A 26262-nucleotide genomic window follows, 5' to 3' on the forward strand; every position below is an offset into this window, starting at 1 on the left:
AGATATATTATATTTACATATAGTGGAGATAACTAAATTTCTTTTTATTAATTTTCTTCTTTTATATGAGAAAAATACAATTGACACTTTTCTTTGCCATATGGTAAATTTATCTTACATTTCTTAAAGGATATATCTGATAGGAATTCCTTTATTTGATATGTTGTTACATACATAATTGTGGACCCTTAGCTCAGCTGGTTAGAGCAGACGGCTCATAACCGTCCGGTCGTAGGTTCGAGTCCTACAGGGTCCATATCCATTTCACATGTTTATTATGTCAGTGGGAAGCTTCCTTGTAGAAGGGAGCTTTTTTTACGGAATATATGAGCATTTTAATTGAAAAGAAGTGGGATTTTTGCTACGTTAATGATAGCAAGACAATGTGATTTATTTGTTTGCACCCTATGGCAATTAGGGTAGAATGAAGTTGTATGTCACTTAAGTGGCAATACATAAATTGGGAGGAATATAACAATGGCAAAACACGAATTACCAAATTTACCTTATGCGTATGATGCTTTAGAGCCTCACTTTGACAAAGAAACAATGAACATCCATCATACAAAACATCATAACACGTACATTACAAACTTAAACGCTGCTTTAGAAGGTCATGCAGAATTAGCTGACAAAAGCGTAGAAGAATTAGTTGCAAACTTAAACGAAGTACCAGAAGCAATCCGTACAGCAGTACGTAACAATGGTGGCGGACATGCTAACCATACATTCTTCTGGACAATCTTATCTCCAAACGGCGGCGGACAACCAGTAGGCGAACTTGCAACTGCAATTGAAGCGAAATTCGGTAGCTTCGATGCATTCAAAGAAGAATTCGCAAAAGCTGGCGCAACTCGTTTCGGTTCTGGTTGGGCTTGGTTAGTAGTAAACAATGGTGAGTTAGAAGTAACAAGCACGCCAAACCAAGATTCTCCTCTAACTGAAGGTAAAACTCCAGTTGTAGGTTTAGATGTTTGGGAACATGCTTACTACCTAAATTACCAAAACCGTCGTCCTGACTACATCGGTGCATTCTGGAACGTTGTAGATTGGAACGCTGCTGAAAAACGTTACCAAGAAGCAAAATAATTGTAATAACGATAGAAAAAGCTAGGAGAATGCTCCTAGCTTTTTTCTATGCTTTCCTTTTACATAATTGGGCTTGTCTTTGGAAGACTAGAACATGAAGTAAAGGAGAGTTGTGTATGAAGTGGAAACATGTAATTGGTGACGTTGAAGTGAATCGGGATTTAGTGTTATTGCTCCTTATTGGAGGTTTATACACGCTCGCAATTTCTTTATCGAATACGTTTGTTAACATTTATTTATGGAAACAAACACAAAATTATGTGAATCTTGGCTTGTATAATTTGGCCAGCGTTGTATTACAGCCTCTCACATTTCTTATAGGTGGGAAATTAGCGAAGCGTATTGATCGCTCAATCTTGTTACGAATAGGCGTAGGCACGTTAGCTATTTTTTTTATCGTTGTTTTAGTAGCGGGAAAAAGCGCTTCTCACTATATTTTATTAATGGGGGCTCTTTTAGGAGTCGGATATGGTTTTTACTGGCTCGCGTTTAACTTATTAACATTTGAGATTACAGAACCAGAAACAAGAGATTTCTTTAATGGGTTTCTTGGACTTCTTACATCCTTCTCTGGCATGATTGGACCGATAGCAGCTGGATACACAATTTCACGTATGGAAAAATGGAGTGGTTATACGGTCATATTCTTTCTTTCGTTACTGTTATTTGCAATTGCTGTCATTTTAAGCTTTTTTGTATCTAAGAGAGAATGTGAAGGACGGTATGAAATTGTACAAGTATTGAAAGAGCGGCAGATTGATAAAAATTGGGGAAGAATTACACGTGCTCATTTTTTCCAAGGGTTGAGAGAGGGAACGTTTATTTTTGTAATTTCCGTGTACGTGTATTTAGCGACGGATAGCGAACTCGCCTTAGGAAAATATAGCTTAGTAAATTCTGCTGTATCATTTGTATGTTACTACTTAGTCACTCGTATGTTAAAGAAAGAGTGGCGGAAAAAAGCAATTTTGCTTGGCGGCATTATTTTATATGCAGTCGTATTTTTAGTTATATTCAATGTTACATACGCAAAATTACTTATTTACGCAGCGTGTATTGCGATTGCATACCCTATTTTGCTCGTTCCGTACGGGTCCATGACATATGATGTAATTGGCAGAGCGAAAAATGCGAGAGAGTGGCGTGTAGAGTATGTAGTTGTCCGGGAATTATGGTTAAATGCAGGAAGAATTTGCTCGATTTTAAGTTTTTTATGTGCTGTACTATTCTTTCCGCCCGAAAAAAGTTTACCTTACTTATTATGTATTTTAGGTGCAGGACATTTTCTTATTTATTTTGCAGTTAAAAATGTCAAATATGATGAGGGAAATGCAAGTAAAACAAGTGTTGTAACGCAAGCAACTGCGCAGAATCAAACAGAACCAGAAGGTTAACTTCTCGGTTGTTTTATGCTAGAATAGAAAAAGATGTAAGACAGCAGTGAGGACACCTGTATGAAGGTGTCCCTTTCACATTACATAGCTGTTGGTAGAGGGGGTTTGTATGAGCAAGAAGCAGAAACAACAAAAGAAAAAGACTCACGTTCCTTTTCGGTTAAACGTGCTGTTTTTCTGCGTGTTTTTAATGTTCTCCGCGGTTATTGTAAGACTTGGATATGTACAAATTGTTCGCGGTGAGGAATATAAGAATGAAGTGGAGAGGAAAGAGAACTCGACGATAAGTAATCCTGTACCACGTGGGAAAATATTTGACCGTTATGGGCGAGCTGTAGTAGATAATGCAGCTGTTCGTACGATTACATTTACAAAAATGAAAGGATCAACTGCAGAGGCTCGCTTAGAAACAGCGGAAAAGCTAGCAGATTTGATTGAAGTACCGACAGATAAATTAACAGATCGCGATAAAAAAGATTATTGGCTTGCTATGCACAAAGAGGAAGCTAAAGAAAAGATTACGAATAAAGATCGTCAAGAGTTAAAAGATAAAAAAATTGACGATAAAGAATTAGATGAACGTCAACGAAGTCGCGTGACAGAAGAAGAAGTGAATCAATTATCCGCAAAAGATTTAGAAATACTAGCGATTAAAAGCAAAATGGACGGCGGATATGCAATGACACCTCAAGTTATTAAAAAAGATGCTACAGAAGAAGAATATGCGATTATTAGTGAAAGCCTAGCAGCATTACCGGGTGTAGATACGAATGTTGATTGGGATCGAAAGTATATTTATGATGATTTATTCCGAAGTGTACTTGGCGGGGTGTCAACGTCTGATGAAGGTTTACCTAGAGAAAGACTAGATTACTATCTTGTTCGTGATTATAATCGAAATGACCGCGTAGGGAAAAGTTATCTTGAGCAGCAGTATGAAGATAGTTTGCATGGTAATAAAGCGGAAGTGAAAAATATTACAGATAAAAACGGTAATATTTTAGAAACGATTAATGTATCAAAAGGGCAAAGTGGTAATAATCTGAATTTAACAATTGATATGGAATTACAAAAGCGTGTAGAAGAAATTATCACTAAAAATTTATTGAGATATAAAGGGGGACAACCTCTTTTAGATCGTGCATTCGTTGTAATGATGAATCCGAAAAATGGTGAAGTTTTATCTATGGCAGGGAAACAGTTAGTGAATGAAAATGGCGAAACGAAAGTGCAGGATTTCGCATTAGGAACGATGACAAGTTCCTATCCGATGGGATCAACTGTAAAAGGTGCGACAGTACTTACAGGCTATCAAACAGGTGCGATTCAACCAGGTTCAGTTCAACTCGATGAACCAATCGTATTGAAAGGAACGCCGAAAAAATCTTCTTGGAAGACGATGGGATATATTAATGATTTGACAGCATTAAAAATGTCTTCTAACGTTTATATGTTTAAAACGGCGATGAATCTCGCAGGTGTTCAATATGTGAGAGGTGGTACGTTAGATATACCACAAAAAGCATTTGATACGATGCGTTATTATTTCGGACAGTTTGGACTTGGTGTGAAAACAGGTATTGATTTACCGAATGAATCAGCGGGCCAAACAGGTAAAGGAATTCAGCCAGGTTTCTTATTAGATTTATCAATTGGACAGTATGATACGTATACACCACTTCAATTAGCGCAATATGTTTCAACAATTGCAAATGGTGGTTACCGTATGCAGCCGCAAGTTGTGAAAGAAATTCGTCAACCGGCAGTGAAACCAGACGAAGTTGGAAAAGTGGTTCATTCAATGGAACCGAAAGTGCTAAATCGTATTGATATGCCTGAATCACAAATTAAACGTGTTCAGGAAGGATTTAGACAAGTATTTAACGATTCTGGTGGTACAGCTGCGAAATACTTTGCAGGTGCACAATATAAAGCTGCTGGTAAAACAGGTACAGCTCAAACTGTGTATGGCGGAGATAAAGAGATTGGTAGAAAGGCAAACGGTGAGCGTAAAGAAACATATAACTTAACATTAGTAGGTTATGCGCCACTTGAAGACCCTGAAGTAGCATTTTCTGTTGTTGTACCTTGGGTAGATGATAAATCAGGTATTAACGGATATATTAGCCGTGACATTATGGACGCGTACTTTGATTTGAAAAAAATAGAAAATGGCGAAGCTTCAAAAGAGGAAATAGATAATAAAAAGAAAAATAAAGAGCAAGATGATGAATAAAAAAGTTGTAAAAAAAGCACACTATCTGAAAAGATAGTGTGCTTTTTTTTATGGTTCATGCATACGTTCTAATAAAGTGGACAAGCATATCATATCGGAAAATTAAGAGGCCTCACAAATGATACTTATACATTCCTCTGGAGGAAAATGGTTTTATGAACCAATCATCAGTGAAAATGAACAGTGGCTACGGATTAAAGTTTTACCTAATGTTGATTCTTGTGGAACTTTACAAAACTTTTACAAACAATTAAAACCGAATTAATAGTTTAGCAGTATTCTTATATCTGTAATCCTGTTATTTCCGGTTACTTCTAGGAGGAAGAACACGTGAAATGGATAAGTGCATCGATTAAAGTTTTCATGCTGTCGACATGTTTCCTTTATGTTGGCACGTCTACTGCATTTGCTGTGAATGAAATGGGAGAAGTGAGAGTTGATGGATCCTCAACAGTTTTTCCTGTTATAGAAGCAGTAGCGGAGGAATATACAAAGGTGCATCCAAACGTGAAAATTTCTATTAGTGTTTCTGGAACAGGAGGAGGATTTAATCGTTTCAGTAAAGGAGAAGTAGATATAAATAATGCTTCGAGAGCAATGAAACAAGTGGAAGAAAATGAGATGAAGAAAAACTCCATTCAGTTTACACCGTTTGAAGTCGCTTACGATGGTCTTACGATCGTTGTAAATCGCCAAAATACTTGGGTAGACAATATGACGGTAGAAGAGTTACGTCTATTATGGAGTGAAGATGAAAGCGAAAAGCGATGGTCACAAATTCATTCATCATGGCCACGTGAACAGGTGAAGTTTTATGCGCCAGGTGTAGACTCTGGTACGTATGATTATTTTCAAAATGTCATCTTACAAAATAGTCGCATTGTAAAAAAAGTCTCTTTGTCTGAAGATGATCAAGTTATTATGCAAGGGGTAATGAATGATAAAAATGCCATTGCTTTTGTAGGATATGCTTATTATATGGCCAATCGAGATAAGGTGAGAGCAATAAAAGTGAATGGTGTACTTCCGACGAAAGATACCATTCAATCAGGTAAGTATAAGCCATTATCTAGGCCACTATTTGCTTATGTGAATGATGCATCTATCCGAAATAAAATGAATGTAGCAAATTATATTGAGTTTATGATTCAACATGTTGGTGATCTTGCTGAAGAGGTTGGATATGTAAAATTACCAAAAGAACAATACAATGAACAGCTGCGGATGTTAACAGAAATAAAAAGGTAATGTCAGGGTGGAGAGGGGTTTTCATCTTTGGCTCATAATGACAAAAATCAAATTACATTTTCTGTACAACATTTGATTGAAAGAAATACAAAACAAAGAAAAAAAACGCAGCGAATCAATCGAATCGTTCCGTTAGTACTAAAAATAATTGCTAGCGTGTCTATTGTAACGACACTTGGAATTATTTTCACATTGGCAAATGAAACATTGATGTTTTTTCAAAAAATACCATTACTCTCCTTTTTGACGGGAAAAGAATGGTTACCTTTTTTTGAAGATCCTAAATTCGGTATATTACCACTTATATGTGGAACGTTCCTTGTAACAGCAATTGCCATGCTTGTAGCAATTCCTATCGGTTTAGCGTGTGCCGTATTTTTAAGCGAATATGCTTCAAACGGTGCAAGGAAAGTATTAAAACCGATGTTAGAACTATTAGCAGGTATTCCGACAATTGTATATGGTTTTTTTGCATTAACAGTTGTCACACCACTTTTACAACGGATTATACCAGATTTACAGTTTTTTAATGCGATTAGTCCAGGTATTGTTATTGGCTTTATGATGATACCTACAATTGCATCTCTATCTGAAGACGCGATGAGAGCTGTAGTGAAAGGGACGAAAGAAGCTTCGTTAGCACTTGGAGCAACTCGGTTTGAGATGGTAAAACAAGTCGTGTTTCCTTCGGCTTTTACAGGGATTATGGCAGCGATTATATTAGCTGCTTCCAGGGCAATTGGTGAAACGATGATAGTTGTAATTGCAGCGGGATCTACACCGAATGTATCGCTTGATCCGACACACTCTATTCAAACGCTAACAGCCTATATTGTGCAAGTGAGCTTAGGTGATGCTCCGCATGGAACAATTACGTATTACAGCATGTACGCTGTAGGCGCAACGTTATTCTTGTTTACTCTTATAATGAACATCATTTCACACTCTATTATGCGCCGCTTTAGGAGGGTGACATAATATGCGAATGTTGAATCATAAAAAAATACAAGAAAATATGGCATCACGTTTTTTAAAAGACCGAGTTTACAAGTTGTTATTTTATATAGCAATTTTATTTTCAATAGCAATACTACTTATTTTGCTTTTTCAAATTTTTGAAAAAGGTATAAGTTACCTTTCGATAGATTTCTTTACAAACTTCGCTTCGCGTAATCCGAAAGAAGCTGGGATTGCTGCAGCTTTGTCAGGAACAATATTATTTATGAGTATTGTTATACCAGTCTCCTTTATATTTGGAGTTGGAACTGCTCTTTATTTGGAGCAATATGCGAAGGAATCTATATTTAAAAAGGTAATAGAAATTAATAATCAAACGTTAGCAGGAGTACCTTCCGTTGTATTTGGATTACTCGGCTTAACTATCTTTGTATATGCTCTTCATTTAGGTGAGAGTATTATTGCGGCGGCACTGACGATGAGTTTACTCGTTTTACCGACAGTTGTTGTAGCGAGTCAAGAAGCGATACGATCTGTACCAAGTTCATTATTAGAAGCCTCTTACGGATTAGGTGCTACGAAGTGGCAAACGATGTATCAAATTGTATTGCCATCTGCTTTCCCAGGAATTATAACGGGTTGTACGTTAGCGATATCAAGGGCGATTGGAGAAGCGGCACCGCTATTAGTTATCGGGGCACTTGCATTTGCAAATTATGTTCCATTTAGTATGTTTGATAGATTTACAGTTTTACCAATTCAAATTTTTAATTGGATGAGTAGACCGCAAGAAGAATTTCAGTACGTAGCAGCTGCTGGGATGATTGTCTTGTTAGGTTTATTACTCTTTATCAATATATTTGTCTTATGGTTACGAAATCGAAAATAAGTTGGAAATGGATGAAAGGGGAATTCAAATGGTAGCAACAGTAGTAAATGTACAGGTGAAAAACGAGGAGAAAATCGAGACTGCACCAAATAAAGTAGTATTTGATACGAAAAACTTAAATTTATGGTACGGAGAAGACCATGCTTTAAAAGATATTAACTTAAGCATTCATGAGAATGAAGTTACAGCAATTATCGGACCAAGTGGTTGTGGTAAATCAACGTACTTAAAAACATTAAATCGTATGGTAGAGTTAGTACCAATCGTGCGAACTACAGGTGTAATTGAATATAGAGAGCGCAATATATTTGAAAAATCATACCCAGTTGAAGAATTAAGAACTCATGTGGGAATGGTGTTCCAAAAGCCAAATCCATTTCCGAAATCTATTTATGAAAATGTAGCATATGGCCCGAAAATTCATGGTATTCGTGATAAGAAAACATTGGATGAAATTGTTGAAAAAAGTTTACGTGGAGCAGCGATTTGGGATGAGTTAAAAGATCGTTTGCATGATAATGCATACGGTTTATCTGGTGGACAGCAACAGCGTCTATGTATCGCACGTTGTTTAGCAATTGAACCAGACGTTATTTTAATGGATGAGCCAACATCGGCACTAGATCCAATTTCAACATTAAAAGTAGAAGAATTAATTCAAGAGTTAAAGAAAGACTTTAGTATTGTGATCGTAACGCATAACATGCAACAAGCAGCACGTATTTCAGACAAAACTGCTTTCTTCTTAAGTGGAGAAGTTGTGGAATATACAGATACAAATAAATTATTTACGACACCTTCAGATAAGCGTACAGAAGATTATATTACAGGCCGATTCGGTTGATATCGTTGCAAGGATAAGAGTAAATACCCTCTTAACAGAGGGTATTTCTTATTTTTACCTCATTTAATTAGAGAAGTAATACTTCTCCTATCTTAAGGCTTATTACAAATAGGCTAGGTAGGAGATCTATATATAATGGCACATAATATTGAGGGGGGAAGAAACAATGGTAAGAGAACAGTTTCAATGTGATTTAAAAATGTTACAGCAAAAGGTGATTGAGCTTGGAGAGCTAGCGAGGGAAGCTTTATTGCTTGCTATGGAAGGTCTTCATAAAAGGGATGTAGAGAAAGCGTTAGAGGTAATTGATGGTGATTATCGTATGGATAATTTAGAAGAGGAAATAAATGATCTTGCGCTGATGCTTATTACGAAGCAGCAACCTGTAGCAAGTGATTTAAGAAGGATTTTCATTTCAATTAAAACAGCGACAGATTTAGAGCGTATTGCAGATCATGCTGTTAATATTGCGAAATCAACAATTCGTCTTGGGGAAAAAGAGGTGGTTGTTAGTTTGCACAATCTTGATGAAATGTTTGCAATTGCAAATAAGATGCTACAGTTAGCGCTAGAAGCATATGAGCAAGAAAATTTAACTTTTGCGAAACAAATTGCCGAAATGGATGATTCAGTTGATGAAATATATGGGAAAGCGATTCGTGAATTTATATCTTCAGTTCCAGAACAACCAGAAGCAATTACACAAATTACACAATTATCCTTTGTGGCGAGATATATCGAGCGTGTAGCAGATCATATTACAAATATTGCTGAAAATGTTTTTTATTTAGTAAAAGGAAAGCATTACTTATTAAATGAATAAAGAAAAAAGGCAGGTGAAACATCACCTGCCTTTTTTAGTCAAAACATGACAAAAAAAGCTCGTTGTTTCCTTTAGTTTATGATGATAAGATGTATCATAATGTAATGGAAAAAATAGGACACATATGTTGTTCATTTAATAAGTAATAGTTTAACGAGTTAATAGTAAGCGCTTTCTTTCGTGGCATTTAAAATGTACATGTATATAGGGAGTTTTACTGCCTGTAAAAGCCCGAGTCGAGTGGTCAAGGCTAATAATCAGTGGGGGATGCACAAAATCCTTACTAATTAAAGTTTTATTTTATACTGCTAGTTAATGCGGGGTAGATAATATACATATCGTATATGAAGTTACTGAACATTATATAAGTGGAGGCTGAAGTATATGAAGGGGGTTATTTTAGCTGGAGGAAAAGGACGACGCCTTAGACCATTAACATGTAATACTCCAAAGCCGATGTTGCCATTATTAGAAAAGCCAGTTTTGGAATACAATATTGAATTATTACGTCAGCATGGTATTCGTGAAATTGCAATTACTGTTCAGTATATGAGTACAGCCATTAAGCAATATTTTGGTGACGGTAGCAAATGGGGCGTTAACTTGTACTATTTTGAAGACTCTCCACCGCTTGGAACCGCAGGGAGTATTAAACAAGCGGAAACATTTTTAGATGAAACGTTTGTTGTCATAAGCGGGGATGCGTTAACTGATTTTCAATTATCAGAAGGAATTATGTTTCATGAACAAAAGAAAAGAATGGTAACTATGTTTGTAAAGGAAGTAGAAAACCCACTCTCATTCGGTTTAGTTGTAATGAACAAAGAACAAGAGGTTACACGATATATAGAAAAACCGAGCTGGAATGAAGTAGTCTCTAATATTGTGAATACAGGTATATATATTATGGAGCCAGAAATTTTTTCTTACATACCGCCCGGAGAATTTTTTGATTTCAGTCAAGATGTGTTTCCGCTATTGGCAAATAAGAACGCATTATTTGCATATTTGTCAGAAGGTTATTGGTTAGATATCGGTACATTTGATCAATATCGACAAGCACAATTTGATTTGTTAACGAAAAAATTGCAAGTACCAATTCCTTATACGGAAGTATTGCCGATGGTATGGATGGGAGAAGGTGTGACGATAGGAAAAGGAACGAAAATTCACGGTCCTTCTTTTATTGGAGAAGGAGTAAAGATTGGTGCTGGAGCTGTAATTGAACCGTACTCTATTATCGGGAAAAATAGTATTGTTTCAAGTTATTCTCATCTTCAAAAAAGTATTGTTTTTGCAAATACGCACATTGGGCAGTATTGCGAGCTATTAGAAACGACAATAGGAGAGCATACAATGGTGGAAGATGACGTTACGCTGTTTCAAAAAAGCATTGTAGCAGATCATTGTCATATAGGGAAAAGTACGGTAATTAAGCAAAAGGGAAAACTATGGCCATATAAGGCGATTGACAGCTATTCGGTAGTAGGATCGGCTGGTGTTCAAGAAAGTGAAAAGAGTGCAGGATGGCTGCAAAAAAGCCGCATTGTAGGAAGAGGTAATGTTGAGATCACTCCTCAATTTATTGTAAAGGTTGCAATGGCGTACGGGTCCCTTTTTGCGAAAGGGGAAAGTATATTAATTGGGAGTCAAGAACATATAGAAACGACTTCTTATAAAAATCTCTTTCTTCATGCGATTCATGGTATCGGGGTTCATACGATGGAATGCAAAGAAATGAACGAATCGCTTTTTCAGTATAGCATTCAGGATTTACAATGTGCTGGTGGGGTTTTCATTCAAGTGGAAAATGAAAAAGAGGTTGTTATAAAGTTATATGGTAAGGATGGGGTACAATTAACGTATAAGCAGCAAAAAGCGATAGAACAAGTATATATGTCTGAGTCGTTTTATTACGTATGTGAGAAAGAAATGGGGCGGAATAAGCTAGTCCACGTTTCTTTACATGATTATATAGAGGCTGTATTAGAGCGCGTTGATATTGAGAAAATACAAAAACAAAAGTTTCATCTTCTTATTAATAAGAGGAATGATATGTTACAACATTTACTGATGCTCTTTTTACAAAGGCTCGGATGCACAGTTACATGGATTTATGCGGGCCAACAAAAGGATCATGTGAAAGCTTTGATGAAATCAAGTAAAGCAAATATGGCACTTATGTTTTCAGAGCAAGGAAATTATTTCGAGTTATATGATAATCATAGTAATATTTACCAAGGAACAGATTTTGAAGAGGTAGATATTCCAGATTTATTACTTGAATCGGCAGGAAATATTTACCCGATGTCTTTGAAATTAGGAGAATGTTACCTTCTATTTTATACGCAGGATGAAAAAAAGTCGTTTCAAGCAAGATGGAAGCGAGATATTTTATATCGAATTGGAAAATTATTCGAGTTAATAGCATTGCAGGGGAAAACATTTCTCAGCATAGTAGAGCAATCACCGCCGCTCTACCTACTTTGTGATGAAGTTGTATGTTCATGGAATGAAAAAGGGAAAGTAATGAGGAAATTATTGGCTGATATGGAAAGAAAGGAAGAAGGTATATTTGAAGGAGTACAGTTCAAATATACCGAAAAAGAGTGGTCTTATATCGTTTCTGACACAAAACAACCGAAATTTTTAGTGTATTCACATGCCAGAAACCCAGTAATAGCAAGGGAAAACATGAAAAATCTTATAGAAAAAATTAGACAATATCAAAAGGTGTAGAATTTTTATTTTAAAAGTGGTATTATAGTATAGTCTGATTTAAGTTATTAGTACTGGAGGGAATAAGAATGCGTGTGAATATTACTCTAGCATGTACAGAATGCGGAGATCGTAACTATATCTCAAAGAAAAACAAACGTAACAACGCTGAGCGTATCGAGCTTAAAAAGTATTGCAAGCGTGACAAGAAGTCTACGTTACACCGTGAAACAAAGTAAGCAGTAGGAATATTTTCCTACTGTTTCTTTTTTTATTCGATTCCCCTGTTAAAAGTGATACACTATCATCGTAGAGCAAAGTATTACTGTGAGGGGGAAAGTGTGTGAGAGAAGAGAAAGTACGTTTACGTAAACAAATAATAGAGCACATGAATTCTTTATCAGAAGAACGGTATACAACTTTATCAGAGCAAATTGCATTTTCGTTGTATGCGCAAAAAGAGTGGGCTGAAGCTAAAACAATTGGAATCACTCTCTCAATGGAAAATGAAGTGAATACATATTCTATTATCGAAAAAGCTTGGGAAGAAGGAAAGAGAGTTGTTGTTCCAAAGTGTAATAAAGGAACACGAACAATGTCTTTCCGGCAAATTAGTAATTTTGATCAATTAGAAATAGTGTATATGAATTTACGTGAACCAATTCCAGCGCGTACGGAAGAAGTGAATGCAGATGACATTGATCTTCAAATCGTGCCAGGTGTAGCTTATACAGAGCGAGGAGAACGGATTGGATATGGCGGTGGGTATTATGATCGTTATCTCGTGCATTATAAAGGGAAAACGCTATCATTAGCTTATAGTTTTCAAATGGTAGACCATATTCCAGTAGAGCCGTTTGATAAAAACGTAGAAAAAATTATTACAGAAAAAGGAACAATGGTTAAGAATGGGCTTGTATAGACAAATAAAAATTGACGAGACTTTTTCTTCTTGATTATAATAAAATATGTGAACGTTTTCTTATTATAATTTTTTATAGTAAGTGAGCATAGAGGGTGATGAAATGGTATCTATTTATGATATTCAACAATTGCTAAAGAAATTTGGTACGATTATTTATACGGGTGATCGAATTGCAGATTTACAATTAATGCAAGATGAATTGCGTGAATTAAATCAATCACAGTTAATCGATCCACAAGACTATCAAACAGCTTTATTTTTATTGAAGCAAGAAATTCAAAAAGAGCTAAATAAGAATTAGATAAAGGTAGGTAAGCAACATGGAAGAGAAATGGTTAGTTGGGGTTGACCTTGGTGGTACAACGATTAAATTAGCATTTATTAATGTGTACGGTGAAATTTTACATAAGTGGGAAATCCCTACGAATACAAATGAGCAAGGAAAACATATTACGCTTGATGTAGCGAAAGCTATCGATAAAAAGTTAGAAGAGTTAGGTGAATTGAAAAGCAAGTTAATCGGTATTGGTATGGGAGCTCCTGGTCCTGTACACGTGGCGTCTGGAATGATCTATGAAGCGGTTAATTTAGGATGGAAAAACTATCCGTTAAAAGATTTATTAGAAGTAGAAACAGGATTACCTGTTGTTATTGATAATGATGCAAACTTAGCAGCGCTTGGTGAAATGTGGAAAGGTGCTGGTGAAGGAGCAAAAGATTTAATCTGTATGACACTTGGTACTGGTGTTGGCGGCGGTGTAATTGCCAATGGTGAAATTGTACACGGCGTAAGCGGAGCTGCTGGTGAAATCGGACACATTACAGTAGTTACAGAGAATGCTTTCCCATGTAATTGCGGGAAATTTGGTTGCTTAGAAACTGTAGCATCTGCAACGGGTATTGTGCGTGTTGCTATGCAAAAAATACAAGAGACTAATAAAGAGAGTGTTCTACGTTCTATGTTAGCAGAAGAAGGGCGTATTACATCAAAAGATGTGTTTGAAGCACTTGGACAAGGTGACGAGCTAGCAGGCGAAGTAGTAGAAAAAGTAGCTTCTTATTTAGGATTAGCTGTAGCGAACCTTGCTAGTACGTTGAACCCAGAGAAAATTGTTATTGGCGGGGGCGTATCTAAAGCTGGAGATGCACTATTAGAGCCAATTCAACGTTATTTCGAGCAATATGCTTTCTCACGTGCTGTAAAGAGCACAAAGTTAGCGATTGCAATACTTGGTAATGATGCAGGTGTTATCGGAGGAGCTTGGCTTGTAAAAAAGCACAAATACGAAGCGAAGATGGCATAAGTTGTGAAATATGAAAAGAGGAAGGGGAAACCCTTCCTCTTTTTGTGTGAAACCTTGATGAAGAATAACATGTAAATGAATTAAGCTGCTGGTGGGTACCCGTTATATAGAACAGTCATGATCGTAAACCATCCGAAAACGAGTACAGTTGCAATTGCAAAGCCGCCCGCGAATAAATTTTTTTCGCGAAGAGTTCTAAGCGTAGCGAATACAGCTAACAGAGTGACTAGCGCAAAAATAATAACAAGGCCCATACAATATCCTCCTCTGTCTACCCATTCCTTAATATGAGTTTTTAGAATATTAACTCTTTTATATTGTACATGTTTTAAAAATGATTGTCGAGATAGCATCCTTTCTTTTCCTAAGAGAAAAAAATGTTGTATCATTGAAAGTAAGTTTAATAATTGGAGGAGATTTTCATATGAAATGGATACAAATGCCGTTAGGCCCATTACAAACGAATGCTTATATTTTAACGAATGATCAAAATGAGTGTATTATCTTTGATCCTGGTCACGAAGGAGAGAAGCTCGTTACATATTTACAAGAAGAACAATTAAAGCCACTGGCTGTTTTATTAACACATGCTCACTTTGATCATATTGGTGCTGTTGACGCGGTAAGAGACGCTTTTCATATTCCTGTGTATGTACATAAAGAAGAAGCAGATTGGTTAGGCGATGCAACTGTAAATGGCTCTCAAATTTTTATGATGAATCGCAGTATTACAGCAAAACCAGCAGATCATATTATTGATGCAGAAGGTGCATTAGCAATTGGTTCATTTAATTTTGAGATTTTTGAGACGCCAGGACATTCTCCAGGCAGTATTTCTTATTATTGTAAAGAGGCGAATGCTGTATTTTCTGGTGATGTATTGTTCCAAATGAGCATCGGAAGAACAGATTTACCCGGTGGAAGTTTTGCTGAATTGATTGGAAGCATTGAAGAAAAATTATTTGTATTACCAGATGAAACAGCGGTGCTATGTGGACATGGTCCAGAAACAAGCATTGGTTTTGAAAAAGAAAATAATCCATTTTTACAGTAAGGAGCTAGTATGGAGATGGAGCTCATTTTAAAAGAATGGATGGAGAAAGAGAAGGATTATTCAATTTCATATAGTACGTATATGAACCTCGTATTGTACACAGAGGGACATGGCTATTATATGAAGGAACGTGAAAAAATTGGAAGACAAGGGGATTTTTTTACAAGTAGCAACGTATCCTCTGTTTTTGCAAAAACATTTGCTAAGTTTTTTATTCGTCTTGTTGAAAATGGTGAAGTTGCTCCGAATATTTGTGAGATTGGTGGGGGAACAGGAAGGTTTGCCTATGATATTTTACAAGAGTGGAAGCAAGTATCTCCAGAAACCTTTATGGATTTAAACTATTCAATGATTGAAATGAGCCCTTTTCATAGAAACTTACAGCAGAAAAATCTTTGTTCGTTTTCTAATGTGTCGTATTATACGTCGCATAGTGAAATGGGAGAATCGTTCGAAGGGATTCTTTTTTCGAATGAGTTATTTGATGCATTTCCTGTTGAAGTAATTGAGAAGAGAAATGGAATATTGTATGAAGTACGTGTTACGTACACAGAGGAAGGGAAACTCGCAGAAGTATGTAGACCGCTACAGAAAAGTATTGGTCGATACTTATTGAAATATAATATTCATCTTGCTGAAGGTCAGCGTTTTGAAGTGCCACTTGCGATGGAAGAATATATAGTAGAAATGGCGAAATGGTTTCAACGAGGTGTATGTATTACCGTTGATTATGGATACACAAAAGAAGAATGGATGCATCCTGCACATCAAGAAGGAAGTTTACGAGGATATTACGAGCATAAGTTAATCCGTAATCCTTTAGCGCATCCAGGTGAAATGGATCTTACTACTCATATTCATTGGGACGAACTGAAAGAGATGTTTAGCCTGCAAGGCATGAATATAGTATGGCATAAGAAGCAATCTGAGTTTTTGTTAGCAGCAGGAATATTAGATCAGCTTACGGATCACCAAGATCGAAATCCTTTTTCTGAAACTCAAAAACAAAATCGTGCAGTTCGTTCTATGATTTTGAGCGGAGGATTAGGGATTGCATTTGATGTTGTGATACATACGAAACATATGCAACAGTTACACTTGAATCAGTATTTGAAAATATAAAAAAACAAGACACAGCATATTTCTGTGTCTTGTTTTTTAATACGACTTTTTAATTATGTAGCATCATATATTTTCTCTCATGATATATATTTATATTAAAGATATGAGATGAAAAATATAAAATACGCCCTTTTTCTCTGTTTATGAGCTCTTAACCTAATAATACGCGAACGAGTTGAATAATTGTCTCGTTTTCTACTTTGTAATAAATTTCCAATCCTTTTCTTTCACTTGAAACGATTTTAGCACTTTTTAATTTTGCTAAATGCTGTGAAATTGTAGATTGTGGCATGTTTAAGCCAGTGTACATTGTAGAAACGTTGCTTGGACCACGTTCAATTAATCCTTTTACAATACATAAGCGAACAGGATGAGCAAGTACTTTCAATAATTCTGCATTGCTTTCATATAGTTCTATTTCTTTTTGAAAGGTTTCTAACATGTTCTTTTCCACCTCCGTGTGAGCTGTTATACCATACTATACATACCAAAAAATTAAAGAAAAGAAAACAGTTGTTGCAGAAAAAAATTCCTAAAGTAAAGAAATTGTAAGAAAAGAGACCCTGATGTAAATAAAGTAGGTAAATTTGCATGGTTTTGTAAAATGACATTTTTGGGTGAAAATTTTGATGCGTTTTAAAAATTGAAAGATATAGATATATTTGTAACACAATTTTATCATGATTTTCTTATTCTTTCAAATGAATATACAAAATTTTTAAAATAATAAGAAAAAGGAATTATAATGTTATATATAGAATATAAAACAGGTTAAAAGAAAAGAAGCTGAATGTAGTCAGCATCTTTATGGTGATAACAAAACATTTGAGTATAGCTGATAAATTTTAGAATTACCAAGACATTAGTTATATATTCTAGAGTTCATCTTTTATCAGCTTTAAAAATCTGCGGTTCCATATGTTCTCATAAAAATCAATTGTCTCTTTTGCGGACATAAATGGATTATTTAACGTAGAGGTTGCTTTCTGTACCATGAAGTTTTCGTATTCTAGTCCATGGGAAAATTTAATCGTAGCATCCATACAGTACTCTGTTTGGGCGCCACAAAATTCAATACGGTGTACAGATAATTGTTCTAAAATCTCTTTCAAGTTTGTTTTATAAAATGAATTGGCATGTGTTTTTCTTACAAAAAAATCTTGTTCCTGAACATCTAGATCAGCATGAATAGCCCAAAGTTCTTTTTCGGGTACTAAATCATCATCACAATGTTGAATAAAAATGATTGGTTTATTTGATTTTCTGTATGAAGAAATTCTTTTATTTACTTTTGTAAGTAAATTTTGTAAATCAAATAAATGCTCTTCGCTATAACATACTCCATTTTGTAAATCGATAACGATTAAAACATCTGCACAAGTATCCATTATTTTTGCCCCTTTTTTACTTCTTAATATATCAATTAATTCATTATTTAGAAATAGATGGTGCTCTTTCGTTTTTTTTATGAACTATACGAAAAGTAAAAAATATACGTAACGGCATAAAACAGAAGATATGAAAACTTAATTTCATACCTTCTGTTCGTTCTATGCATTTACAGGTTCTTCTACATAAGAAAGGGCATTTTCAAAATCGGATATTAAATCGTCAACATTTTCAAGACCGACGGATAACCGAAGTAATGAATTAGAAATCCCTCTTTCATCACGAGCTTCTTGCGACAGTGCTGCATGTGACATTTTAGCTGGGTAGGAAAGAATCGATTCGACAGCTCCTAAACTAACTGCAAAGACAGGTAATTTTACTTTTGATAAAAATTGGCGGAGTGCGTCTTCTGATTGTAAAGTGAAAGATAGGACAGCTCCGGCTGATGTAGCTTGAGATTGTTGAATATTAAATCCAAGATGTGTTTGTAAGCCAGGATAATAGACGTTTTTAACTTTAGCGTGCTCTTGTAAATAGTGTGCAATTTTATTGGTGTTTGCAGCTGAATGCTCAAGACGTACATGCAATGTTTTTAGACCGCGAAGTACGAGAGAACAATCTTGAGGACCTAAAATAGCGCCGAATGCATTTTGTAAAAATCCAAGTTTTTGAGCGAGTTCGGCATCTTTTACAACCGCTAATCCGGCAGTAACATCACTATGACCGGCAATGAATTTTGTGGCACTGTGAAGAACGACATCGGCGCCAAGATCAAGTGGTTTCTGGAATAGTGGTGTCAAAAATGTATTATCAACAAAAGTAAGGGCAGCAATAGATTTTGCAAGTTTAGAAACAGCACGAATATCTGTCACTTTTAAAAGTGGATTAGAGGGTGTTTCCACATAAAAGAGTTTTGTGTTTGGCTTAATGTTTTGCTTTATTTCTTCTAAATTTGTCATATCAACAAATGTATGTGACACACCGTAACGGGAGAGCACTTCAGTTATAATTCGGTAAGTTCCTCCGTATACGTCTTCTGAAATGAGTACGTGATCGCCTTGTGAAAGAAGGAGGAATGCAGTAGAAATCGCTGCAATTCCTGATGCGAAGGCAAATCCCTTTGTTCCTCCTTCTAATAAAGCAATGATATCTTCAAGAGCTTCACGAGTTGGATTACCAGAGCGACTATAGTCATATTTTCCGAACGTATCTACATCAAACTGGTGGAATGTTGATGTATTATAGATGGGAACGTTAACAGCTCCTGTTTGCGAGTCATGTTTATATTGGTTGTGCAGTAAGAGTGTATCTATAGAATAACTCATATTCTTACACCTTCTTTTACAAGTTTAATGGCTTGCTTTAAGTCTTGAATTAAATCGTTACTATTTTCAATGCCAACGGAAAATCGTAGAAGACGATTACATACACCGTTTGCTGTTCTGATTTCTTCAGGAATATCAGCGTGTGTTTGCGTTGCTGGATACGTCATTAAACTTTCAACACCACCAAGACTTTCAGCGAATGTAATTAAGGATAAAGATTGTAAGAATGGATTGATCCATGTTTCATCTTTCAGACGAAATGAGATCATGCCGCCTCTTCCAGGATAAAATACATCTGTCACTCCGTCAGCGTCATTTAAATAAGCAACAACTGCTTTTGCATTTTCTTCATGTTGTCTCATACGAAGCGCTAACGTTTTCATACCACGAATTAATAGCCATGAGTCAAATGGACTTAAGACCGCACCAGAGGCATTATGATAATGAGCGATTTCCTCACAAAGTTCCTTTCCTTTTGCAACGACAAGTCCGCTTAGGACATCGTTATGTCCCCCTAAATATTTCGTTGCGCTATGAAGTACAATGTCGGCACCTTCTGTTAATGGCTGCTGTATATAAGGCGTATAGAATGTGTTGTCTACAATAAGAAGGAGTCCGTGTCTTTTCGCTACAGTTGCGACAGCGGCAATATCAGTAACTTGCATTAACGGATTAGTTGGAGTTTCTATGAAAATAGCTTTCGTTTCAGTTGTGATAGCTTGCTCAATTTGTTTAATAGATTGTGTATTTACGTATCTACATCGAACATTCCACTTTTTTTCGTGCTCAGAAAATAATCGATAAGTGCCCCCGTATAAATCTTCAGATACAATAAGTTCGTCTCCAGAACGGAATAGGGAAAGGACGAGGAGAACAGCTGCCATCCCTGAACTACAGGCATAACCTTGTTCACCGTACTCTAAATCTGCAATTGCCTGCTCTAAAAGACCGCGAGTTGGATTGCCAGTTCGTGAATAGTCAAAGCCAGTAGAGTTACCAATTCCTTCGTGACGATAAGCAGTTGAAAAATAAACAGGTGGGTTAACAGTTCCTGTTGTAGTTTCGCTCCGGTTTCCGATTTGTGCTAGTTTTGTTTCAATAGTTGACATGTGAAAATTCCTCCTTTTTAAATTAACAATTAAGTGAATGTAAAATAAAAAAAGCCTTCTAAAGAAGAAGGCTTTCGGTTTGAATAGAGTCTTCTTCTCATCTGTCAAATCTTTCACAATTTGCTGGAATTAGCACCTTATTAACAAATGTTAATGGTTGCTGAGGCGTCATAGGGCCAGTCCCTCTACCTCTCTAGATAAGAATGTTCGTATGAAATTTTATTATGTTTTTAACTTTACAACAAAAGATAATTGAATTGCAACTTTATTTTAAATAATTTTTATTTTTCCGCAAGTGTCATTGACTTTTGAATTTGTGCATGCTAAATTTATTAAAAAATTAACAAACATTGTTAAAAGGGGAACGTATTTCCTTTTAGCTACATAAATAAAATAATAAAGACAAACTCTTATTGAGAGCGGTGGAGGGAAAGGCCCTGTGAAACCCGGCAACCTTCAAACGAAATGTTTGAAACGGTGCTAATACCTGCAAAACGAATGTTTTGCATAATAAGAGGAGGAACGATTATGTCCCCCTCTTCAAAGTGAAGAGGGGGTTTTTTATATTGATAGAAATGAGGGAGATTTGTGAAATTACTAGATTTATTATCAAAAGGAATTGTAATAGGTGATGGTGCGGTTGGAACGTTATTACATTCACATGGTTTGCAAAGTAGTTTTGAAGAATTAAATATATCTGATCCAGATTTAATTATATCGATTCATAAACAATATGTAGCTGCTGGGGCAGATGTGATTCAAACAAATACGTACGGAGCAAATGAGGCGAAATTACGTATGTATGGTTTAGAAAATCAAGTTACTGAAATTAATAGAGCCGCAGTAAAACTGGCGAAAGCATCTGTTACAGACAGAAATGCAATTTTAGGAACAATTGGCGGTATGAAACATATTGGAGCTGTTACGACAACTGATATGGAGCGAGAATTTATGTTACTGGAACAGGCAAGTGCATTACTAGAAGAACAGGTTGATGGACTGCTATTAGAGACTTTCTATGATGAGTTTGAATTACTTCATGCTGTTCAGGTGTTACGAAAACAAACGAATATTCCAATTGTAGCTCAATTAGCATTACATGAGGCAGGTACGACTCAAAATGGAAATGATGTAAATGAAATATTAAAACAGCTTTTAGATTACGGTGCAAATGTCGTTGGATTGAACTGCCAACTAGGGCCACTTCACATGACGGAAGCTTTTAAAATGATATCGATTCCTCAAAATGGCTACTTGTCAGCATATCCAAATGCAGGTCTCCCGAATTATGTGGAGGGACGCTACGTATATGAGGGAAGTCCGGCTTATTTCGAAGCGATGACACCGAAATTTATTGAGCAAGGTATTCGGTTATTGGGTGGTTGTTGTGGCACTACTCCAGAACATATCGAAAGTATGAAACGTGCTACTCTAAATGTTACGCCTGTAATAGAAAAGGATACGATTCAAAGACCGAAAGTAGTTCATACACATGAGAAACGTTCGAAAGCTCATGTCACTTTAGCAGAGAAAGCAAAAAAACAAACGACAGTAGTAGTGGAATTAGATCCACCGAAAACGTTAGATACGCAGCGATTTTTTGAAGGAGCAAGAGCATTGAAAAGGGCTGGTGCAGATGCTATTACTCTAGCAGATAATTCATTAGCATCGCCTCGCATCTCGAATATGGCAATGGGGGCATTATTAACGAAGCACGATATTCCGGTATTGACGCACTTAACGTGTAGAGACCATAACGTCATCGGACTACAATCTCATTTACTAGGCCTATCAGCGTTAGGCATGGAAGAAGTGTTAGCTTTAACTGGGGATCCAGCACGCGTCGGTGATTTTCCAGGTGCCACTTCTGTATATGATTTGTCCTCTATTGAGCTCATTAAAATGATTAAAGAAATGAACGACGGGCGCTCGATTTTAGGGAAATCAATAGGTCCAGCAACAAGGTTTTCAGTGGGAGGTGCGTTTAATCCGCATGTAAGACATTTAAAAGCAGCGGTTAAGCGAATGGAACGGAAAATAGATGCTGGAGCGGAATATTTCTTAACGCAGCCAATTTATGATATCGCGTTAATTGAAGAAGTGTATGAAGCGACAAAGCATTTGGAACAACCTATTTTTATTGGGATTATGCCATTAATAAGTAAAAGGAATGCAGATTTCCTTCATTTTGAGGTACCGGGTATTACTCTACCTGAAGAAATAAGGGAGAGAATGGATGGACATGAAACGAAAGAGGCAGCAATTGAGGAAGGAATTCTCATTTCACAAGAATTAATTGATGCGGCGATGAAGTATTTTAACGGCATTTATCTTATTACACCATTTCTAAAATATGAAATTACAGAACATCTTGTTAAATATGTGAGAGAAAAGCAAGAAGTGAAAGAAGGTATTAACTGATGAAATGTATAGAAGAAAAATTACAAAATAACATCTTAATATTAGATGGTGCAATGGGAACAATGATCCAGCAAGAGGACTTAACTGCGGAAGATTTCGGAGGAGAAGAGTACGAAGGCTGTAATGAATATTTAGTAGAAACAAGGCCTGATGTCATTTTAAAGATTCATAAAGCTTATGTTGAAGCTGGAGCGGATATTATTGAAACAAATACATTTGGGGCGACGAATATCGTATTAAGTGATTATGAGTTGTCTCATTTAGATGAGGAATTAAATGAGAAGGCAGCACGTTTAGCGAAGCAAGCGGTCAAAGAAAGCGGGAAGGAAGTATATGTTGCGGGAGCAATGGGACCAACAACGAAAGCGATTAGTGTTACAGGTGGTGTGACGTTCGGAGAATTAATTGAAGCCTATACACGGCAGGCGAGAGGTTTATTGAATGGCGACGTAGATGTATTACTCGTTGAGACGAGTCAAGATATGCGTAACGTGAAGGCTGCTTATATTGGAATTCAAGCAGCTTTTGACGAGCTAAATAAAATTGTCCCTATTATGATTTCGGGAACGATCGAACCGATGGGAACGACTCTGGCTGGGCAAACAATTGAGGCTTTTTACTTATCGATAGAACATATGAAGCCATTATCTGTTGGATTAAACTGTGCGACTGGTCCGGAGTTTATGAGAGACCATATTCGTTCACTATCTGATTTGTCGGAGTGTTACATTTCTTGTTATCCAAATGCAGGTCTTCCTGATGAAGATGGACATTATCATGAATCTCCATCTTCTCTCGCTGAAAAAGTGAAGCGATTTGCTGAAGAAGGATGGGTTAATATTATCGGTGGTTGTTGTGGCACAAAACCAGAACATATAAAAGCGATGAAATCCGCGTTAGCTTCTCTTAAGCCGCGTGAACACCACGAAAGAGCTGGACACGGGGTTAGTGGATTAGAGGCACTTCAATATGATGACTCTATGAGACCATTATTTGTTGGTGAAAGAACAAACGTTATTGGGTCACGTAAATTTAAACGATTAGTAGCAGAAGGGAAATTTGAAGAGGCTGCTGAAGTCGCAAGAGCGCAAGTGAAGAAAAATGCTCATATTATTGATATTTGTATGGCAGACCCTGATCGCGATGAAATAGAAGATATGGAAAACTTCTTGGCAGAAGTTACGAAAGTGTTAAAAGTACCGATTATGATTGATTCAACAGATGAAAATGTGATGGAGCGAGCTCTTACTTATATTCAAGGAAAAGCTGTTATTAACTCAATTAATTTAGAAGATGGAGAAGAACGATTTAAAAAAGTGACGCCGCTTCTTCAGAAATATGGTGCTGCTATTGTTGTAGGAACAATTGATGAAGATGGTATGGCGGTTAGTGCAGAACGAAAACTCGAAATCGCGAAAAGAAGTTATGAGTTATTGACGACGAAATATGGTATACGCCCGTCAGATATTATTTTTGATGCACTTGTATTTCCTGTAGGTACAGGTGATGAAGAATATATTGGTTCAGCGGCAGCGACGATAGAAGGAATTCGCCTTATTAAAGAAGCATTACCAGAGTGTTTAACGATTTTAGGTGTAAGTAACATATCATTTGGTTTACCACCAGCTGGCCGCGAAGTATTAAATTCCGTCTTTTTATATCATGCAACGAAAGCAGGATTAGATTACGCGATTGTGAATACGGAAAAATTAGAACGGTATGCGTCAATTCCAGAGGAAGAAAAACGTCTTGCAGATGCATTACTTTTTGAAACGACGCAAGAGACGTTAGAAGAATTTACAAACTTTTATCGCGCGGCAAAAAAGAAAGATGTCGTTATCCAAGAAACATTAACTCTTGATGAAAGGTTGGCAAATTACATTGTTGAAGGTACGAAACAAGGGCTACAAGAAGATTTAAGCCTCGCACTTACAGAAGGAAGAAAACCTTTGGATATTATTAATGGCCCACTTATGACAGGAATGGATGAGGTGGGACGATTATTTAATAATAATGAGCTTATCGTTGCCGAAGTATTGCAAAGTGCTGAAAGTATGAAAGCTGCCGTAAGCTATTTAGAGCCACATATGGAATCTAGCGAGAGTGCGAAAAAAGGGAAAGTATTATTAGCAACTGTTAAAGGTGACGTACATGATATTGGGAAAAACCTCGTTGAAATTATTTTATCGAATAACGGATATGAGATTATTAATTTAGGAATCAATGTTCGCTCGGATCGAATCGTACAAGAAGTACAAGAAAAGAAGCCTGACATTATTGGCCTTTCTGGTTTATTAGTAAAATCAGCGCAACAAATGGTAACGACTGCTGAAGATTTAAAAGCGGCAAATATTGATATTCCAATCGTTGTAGGCGGGGCAGCATTAACGAGAAAGTTTACAGATAATCGTATTTCACCATCATATACAGGGCTCGTATGCTATGCGAGTGATGCGATGACCGGGCTTGATATTATTAATAAGCTTCAAAAAGAAGAAGAGCGCGAGAAGATGAAACAAGATAAAAAAGAGCGTCATCTTCATATCGTAAAAAAAGAGGAGAAGAAAGTAGAAATTCCAGCAGTAATTGAACCATTACCGAAGGCTGAGGTTATGATACCTGATTCAACAAAGCGAATTGTATTACGTGATATTCCAGTTGCACACCTCGCTCCATTTTTAAATAGACAAATGCTACTTGGACATCACCTTGGATTAAAAGGAAATGTGAAGAAGCTTTTGCGAGAGGGAGATAAGAAAGCACATGAATTAAATGATTTAATAGATGAATTATTGCAGGAAGGACAATCTTGGTTAAAACCGAAAGCGGTGTATCAATTTTTCCCAGCGCAAAGTGACGGACAAAACATTGTAATATATGATCCAGAAGATCATACGCGTGTTATAGAGCGTTTCACATTCCCAAGACAAGGAAAAGCACCATATCGTACTTTAGGTGATTATGTACGACCAGTTGGAGATGAGATGGACTATGTTGCTTTCCTATCTGTTACGGTTGGGGAAGGCGTTCGGGACATTGCTGAAGAGTGGAAGGCGAAGGGTGATTATTTACGCAGTCATGCTATTCAATCGTTAGCGCTTGAACTAGCAGAAGGACTTGCTGAAAAAACACATATGCTCATTCGTGATCGCTGGGGCATTCCAGATTCACCAGAACTGAAGATGGAAGAACGCTTCCGTACGAAATATAGAGGGATACGCGTGTCCTTCGGTTATCCAGCATGTCCAGAACTTGCGGATCAAGAAAAGTTATTTCGCCTTATTCATCCAGAAGAAATAGGTATTTCATTAACGGAAGGATTTATGATGGAACCAGAAGCATCTGTAACGGCTATGGTATTTTCTCACCCTGAGGCAAGATATTTTAGTGTATTATAGTGTAGAAGGGGGAGACG

22 protein-coding genes, 1 tRNA gene and 2 riboswitches are annotated in these 26262 nt (G+C 36.5%); of the genes, 18 read left to right on the plus strand and 5 right to left on the minus strand.

The features are described 5' to 3' along the window. The first annotated feature begins 182 nt into the window (after window positions 1-182). From DN393_RS07555 to glcK, 14 genes are all read left to right on the plus strand, one after another. Window positions 183-256, plus strand: a tRNA-Ile gene (locus tag DN393_RS07555). Window positions 257-477: 221 nt separating this feature from the next. After that, window positions 478-1089: a superoxide dismutase [Mn] gene (sodA, locus tag DN393_RS07560; protein ID WP_001052034.1), complete on the plus strand. Its 612-nt coding sequence runs from the start codon at window positions 478-480 to the stop codon at window positions 1087-1089. A 116-nt stretch (window positions 1090-1205) separates the two neighbouring features. Next, on the plus strand, window positions 1206-2483 hold the full coding sequence (locus DN393_RS07565; protein WP_088048103.1) for an MFS transporter: 1278 nt from the start codon (window positions 1206-1208) through the stop codon (window positions 2481-2483). A gap of 109 nt (window positions 2484-2592) precedes the next feature. Continuing rightward, on the plus strand, window positions 2593-4719 hold the full coding sequence (locus DN393_RS07570) for a peptidoglycan D,D-transpeptidase FtsI family protein (protein WP_064474785.1): 2127 nt from the start codon (window positions 2593-2595) through the stop codon (window positions 4717-4719). Between the two features lie 330 nt (window positions 4720-5049). Further along, window positions 5050-5967 carry a phosphate ABC transporter substrate-binding protein PhoX gene (gene phoX, locus DN393_RS07575; RefSeq protein WP_088048104.1) on the plus strand — a complete coding sequence of 306 codons (918 nt, stop codon included), beginning with the start codon at window positions 5050-5052 and terminating at the stop codon, window positions 5965-5967. A 27-nt stretch (window positions 5968-5994) separates the two neighbouring features. Continuing rightward, window positions 5995-6945, plus strand: a complete 951-nt coding sequence (pstC, locus tag DN393_RS07580) for a phosphate ABC transporter permease subunit PstC (RefSeq protein WP_149173395.1) — start codon at window positions 5995-5997, stop codon at window positions 6943-6945. Between the two features lies 1 nt (window position 6946). After that, the gene (gene pstA / locus DN393_RS07585; protein ID WP_088048106.1) at window positions 6947-7813 is read left to right on the plus strand and encodes a phosphate ABC transporter permease PstA; all 867 of its coding nucleotides are present in this window, start codon (window positions 6947-6949) and stop codon (window positions 7811-7813) included. Between the two features lie 28 nt (window positions 7814-7841). Further along, on the plus strand, window positions 7842-8657 hold the full coding sequence (gene pstB / locus DN393_RS07590) for a phosphate ABC transporter ATP-binding protein (RefSeq protein WP_064474789.1): 816 nt from the start codon (window positions 7842-7844) through the stop codon (window positions 8655-8657). Between the two features lie 166 nt (window positions 8658-8823). Continuing rightward, the gene (gene phoU, locus DN393_RS07595; RefSeq protein WP_033657724.1) at window positions 8824-9480 is read left to right on the plus strand and encodes a phosphate signaling complex protein PhoU; all 657 of its coding nucleotides are present in this window, start codon (window positions 8824-8826) and stop codon (window positions 9478-9480) included. Window positions 9481-9864: 384 nt separating this feature from the next. Continuing rightward, window positions 9865-12219 carry a sugar phosphate nucleotidyltransferase gene (locus DN393_RS07600; protein WP_064474790.1) on the plus strand — a complete coding sequence of 785 codons (2355 nt, stop codon included), beginning with the start codon at window positions 9865-9867 and terminating at the stop codon, window positions 12217-12219. A gap of 68 nt (window positions 12220-12287) precedes the next feature. Then, complete coding sequence (rpmG, locus tag DN393_RS07605) at window positions 12288-12437, plus strand: 50S ribosomal protein L33 (RefSeq protein WP_001265616.1); 150 nt, start codon at window positions 12288-12290, stop codon at window positions 12435-12437. A 104-nt stretch (window positions 12438-12541) separates the two neighbouring features. Continuing rightward, window positions 12542-13120 carry a 5-formyltetrahydrofolate cyclo-ligase gene (locus DN393_RS07610; protein WP_064474791.1) on the plus strand — a complete coding sequence of 193 codons (579 nt, stop codon included), beginning with the start codon at window positions 12542-12544 and terminating at the stop codon, window positions 13118-13120. Between the two features lie 103 nt (window positions 13121-13223). Continuing rightward, window positions 13224-13424 carry a YqgQ family protein gene (locus DN393_RS07615; RefSeq protein WP_000253699.1) on the plus strand — a complete coding sequence of 67 codons (201 nt, stop codon included), beginning with the start codon at window positions 13224-13226 and terminating at the stop codon, window positions 13422-13424. 19 nt (window positions 13425-13443) lie between these two features. After that, a complete protein-coding gene (gene glcK, locus DN393_RS07620) occupies window positions 13444-14427 on the plus strand; it encodes a glucokinase (RefSeq protein WP_064474792.1) in 984 nt (327 codons plus the stop codon). An 80-nt stretch (window positions 14428-14507) separates the two neighbouring features. Here the strand turns inward: glcK and DN393_RS07625 are convergent, their stop codons facing one another. Continuing rightward, a complete protein-coding gene (locus tag DN393_RS07625) occupies window positions 14508-14681 on the minus strand; it encodes a DUF2759 domain-containing protein (RefSeq protein ID WP_000524847.1) in 174 nt (57 codons plus the stop codon). Window positions 14682-14851: 170 nt separating this feature from the next. Here DN393_RS07625 and DN393_RS07630 point away from each other — a divergent pair, with 170 nt between their 5' ends. After that, on the plus strand, window positions 14852-15481 hold the full coding sequence (locus DN393_RS07630) for an MBL fold metallo-hydrolase (RefSeq protein WP_000871244.1): 630 nt from the start codon (window positions 14852-14854) through the stop codon (window positions 15479-15481). Window positions 15482-15490: 9 nt separating this feature from the next. After that, the gene (locus DN393_RS07635) at window positions 15491-16603 is read left to right on the plus strand and encodes a class I SAM-dependent methyltransferase (protein ID WP_088048108.1); all 1113 of its coding nucleotides are present in this window, start codon (window positions 15491-15493) and stop codon (window positions 16601-16603) included. Window positions 16604-16754: 151 nt separating this feature from the next. On the opposite strand, the gene DN393_RS07640 is transcribed toward DN393_RS07635, so the two are convergent. The 4 genes from DN393_RS07640 to metI form a co-directional block, all read right to left on the minus strand. Beyond that, complete coding sequence (locus DN393_RS07640; protein ID WP_000894375.1) at window positions 16755-17045, minus strand: ArsR/SmtB family transcription factor; 291 nt, start codon at window positions 17043-17045, stop codon at window positions 16755-16757. Between the two features lie 433 nt (window positions 17046-17478). Then, on the minus strand, window positions 17479-17991 hold the full coding sequence (locus DN393_RS07645; RefSeq protein ID WP_000379163.1) for a cysteine hydrolase family protein: 513 nt from the start codon (window positions 17989-17991) through the stop codon (window positions 17479-17481). 162 nt (window positions 17992-18153) lie between these two features. Continuing rightward, on the minus strand, window positions 18154-19317 hold the full coding sequence (gene metC, locus DN393_RS07650) for a cystathionine beta-lyase (RefSeq protein WP_149173396.1): 1164 nt from the start codon (window positions 19315-19317) through the stop codon (window positions 18154-18156). Next, complete coding sequence (metI, locus tag DN393_RS07655) at window positions 19314-20426, minus strand: cystathionine gamma-synthase/O-acetylhomoserine thiolyase (RefSeq protein ID WP_088048110.1); 1113 nt, start codon at window positions 20424-20426, stop codon at window positions 19314-19316. Before metI ends, metC begins: the two co-directional genes overlap by 4 nt. 94 nt (window positions 20427-20520) lie before the next feature. Beyond that, window positions 20521-20630: riboswitch (SAM riboswitch) on the minus strand. A 203-nt stretch (window positions 20631-20833) separates the two neighbouring features. Beyond that, window positions 20834-20943: riboswitch (SAM riboswitch) on the plus strand. A gap of 71 nt (window positions 20944-21014) precedes the next feature. Here metI and DN393_RS07660 point away from each other — a divergent pair. Together DN393_RS07660 and metH are read left to right on the plus strand one after the other, a co-directional pair. Further along, the gene (locus DN393_RS07660; protein WP_088048111.1) at window positions 21015-22847 is read left to right on the plus strand and encodes a bifunctional homocysteine S-methyltransferase/methylenetetrahydrofolate reductase; all 1833 of its coding nucleotides are present in this window, start codon (window positions 21015-21017) and stop codon (window positions 22845-22847) included. Further along, complete coding sequence (gene metH / locus DN393_RS07665) at window positions 22847-26245, plus strand: methionine synthase (RefSeq protein WP_088048112.1); 3399 nt, start codon at window positions 22847-22849, stop codon at window positions 26243-26245. Before DN393_RS07660 ends, metH begins: the two co-directional genes overlap by 1 nt. Window positions 26246-26262: the final 17 nt, after the last annotated feature.

It is taken from the genome of Bacillus sp. BPN334, from assembly GCF_008368885.1.
Lineage (GTDB): Bacteria > Bacillota > Bacilli > Bacillales > Bacillaceae_G > Bacillus_A > Bacillus_A wiedmannii.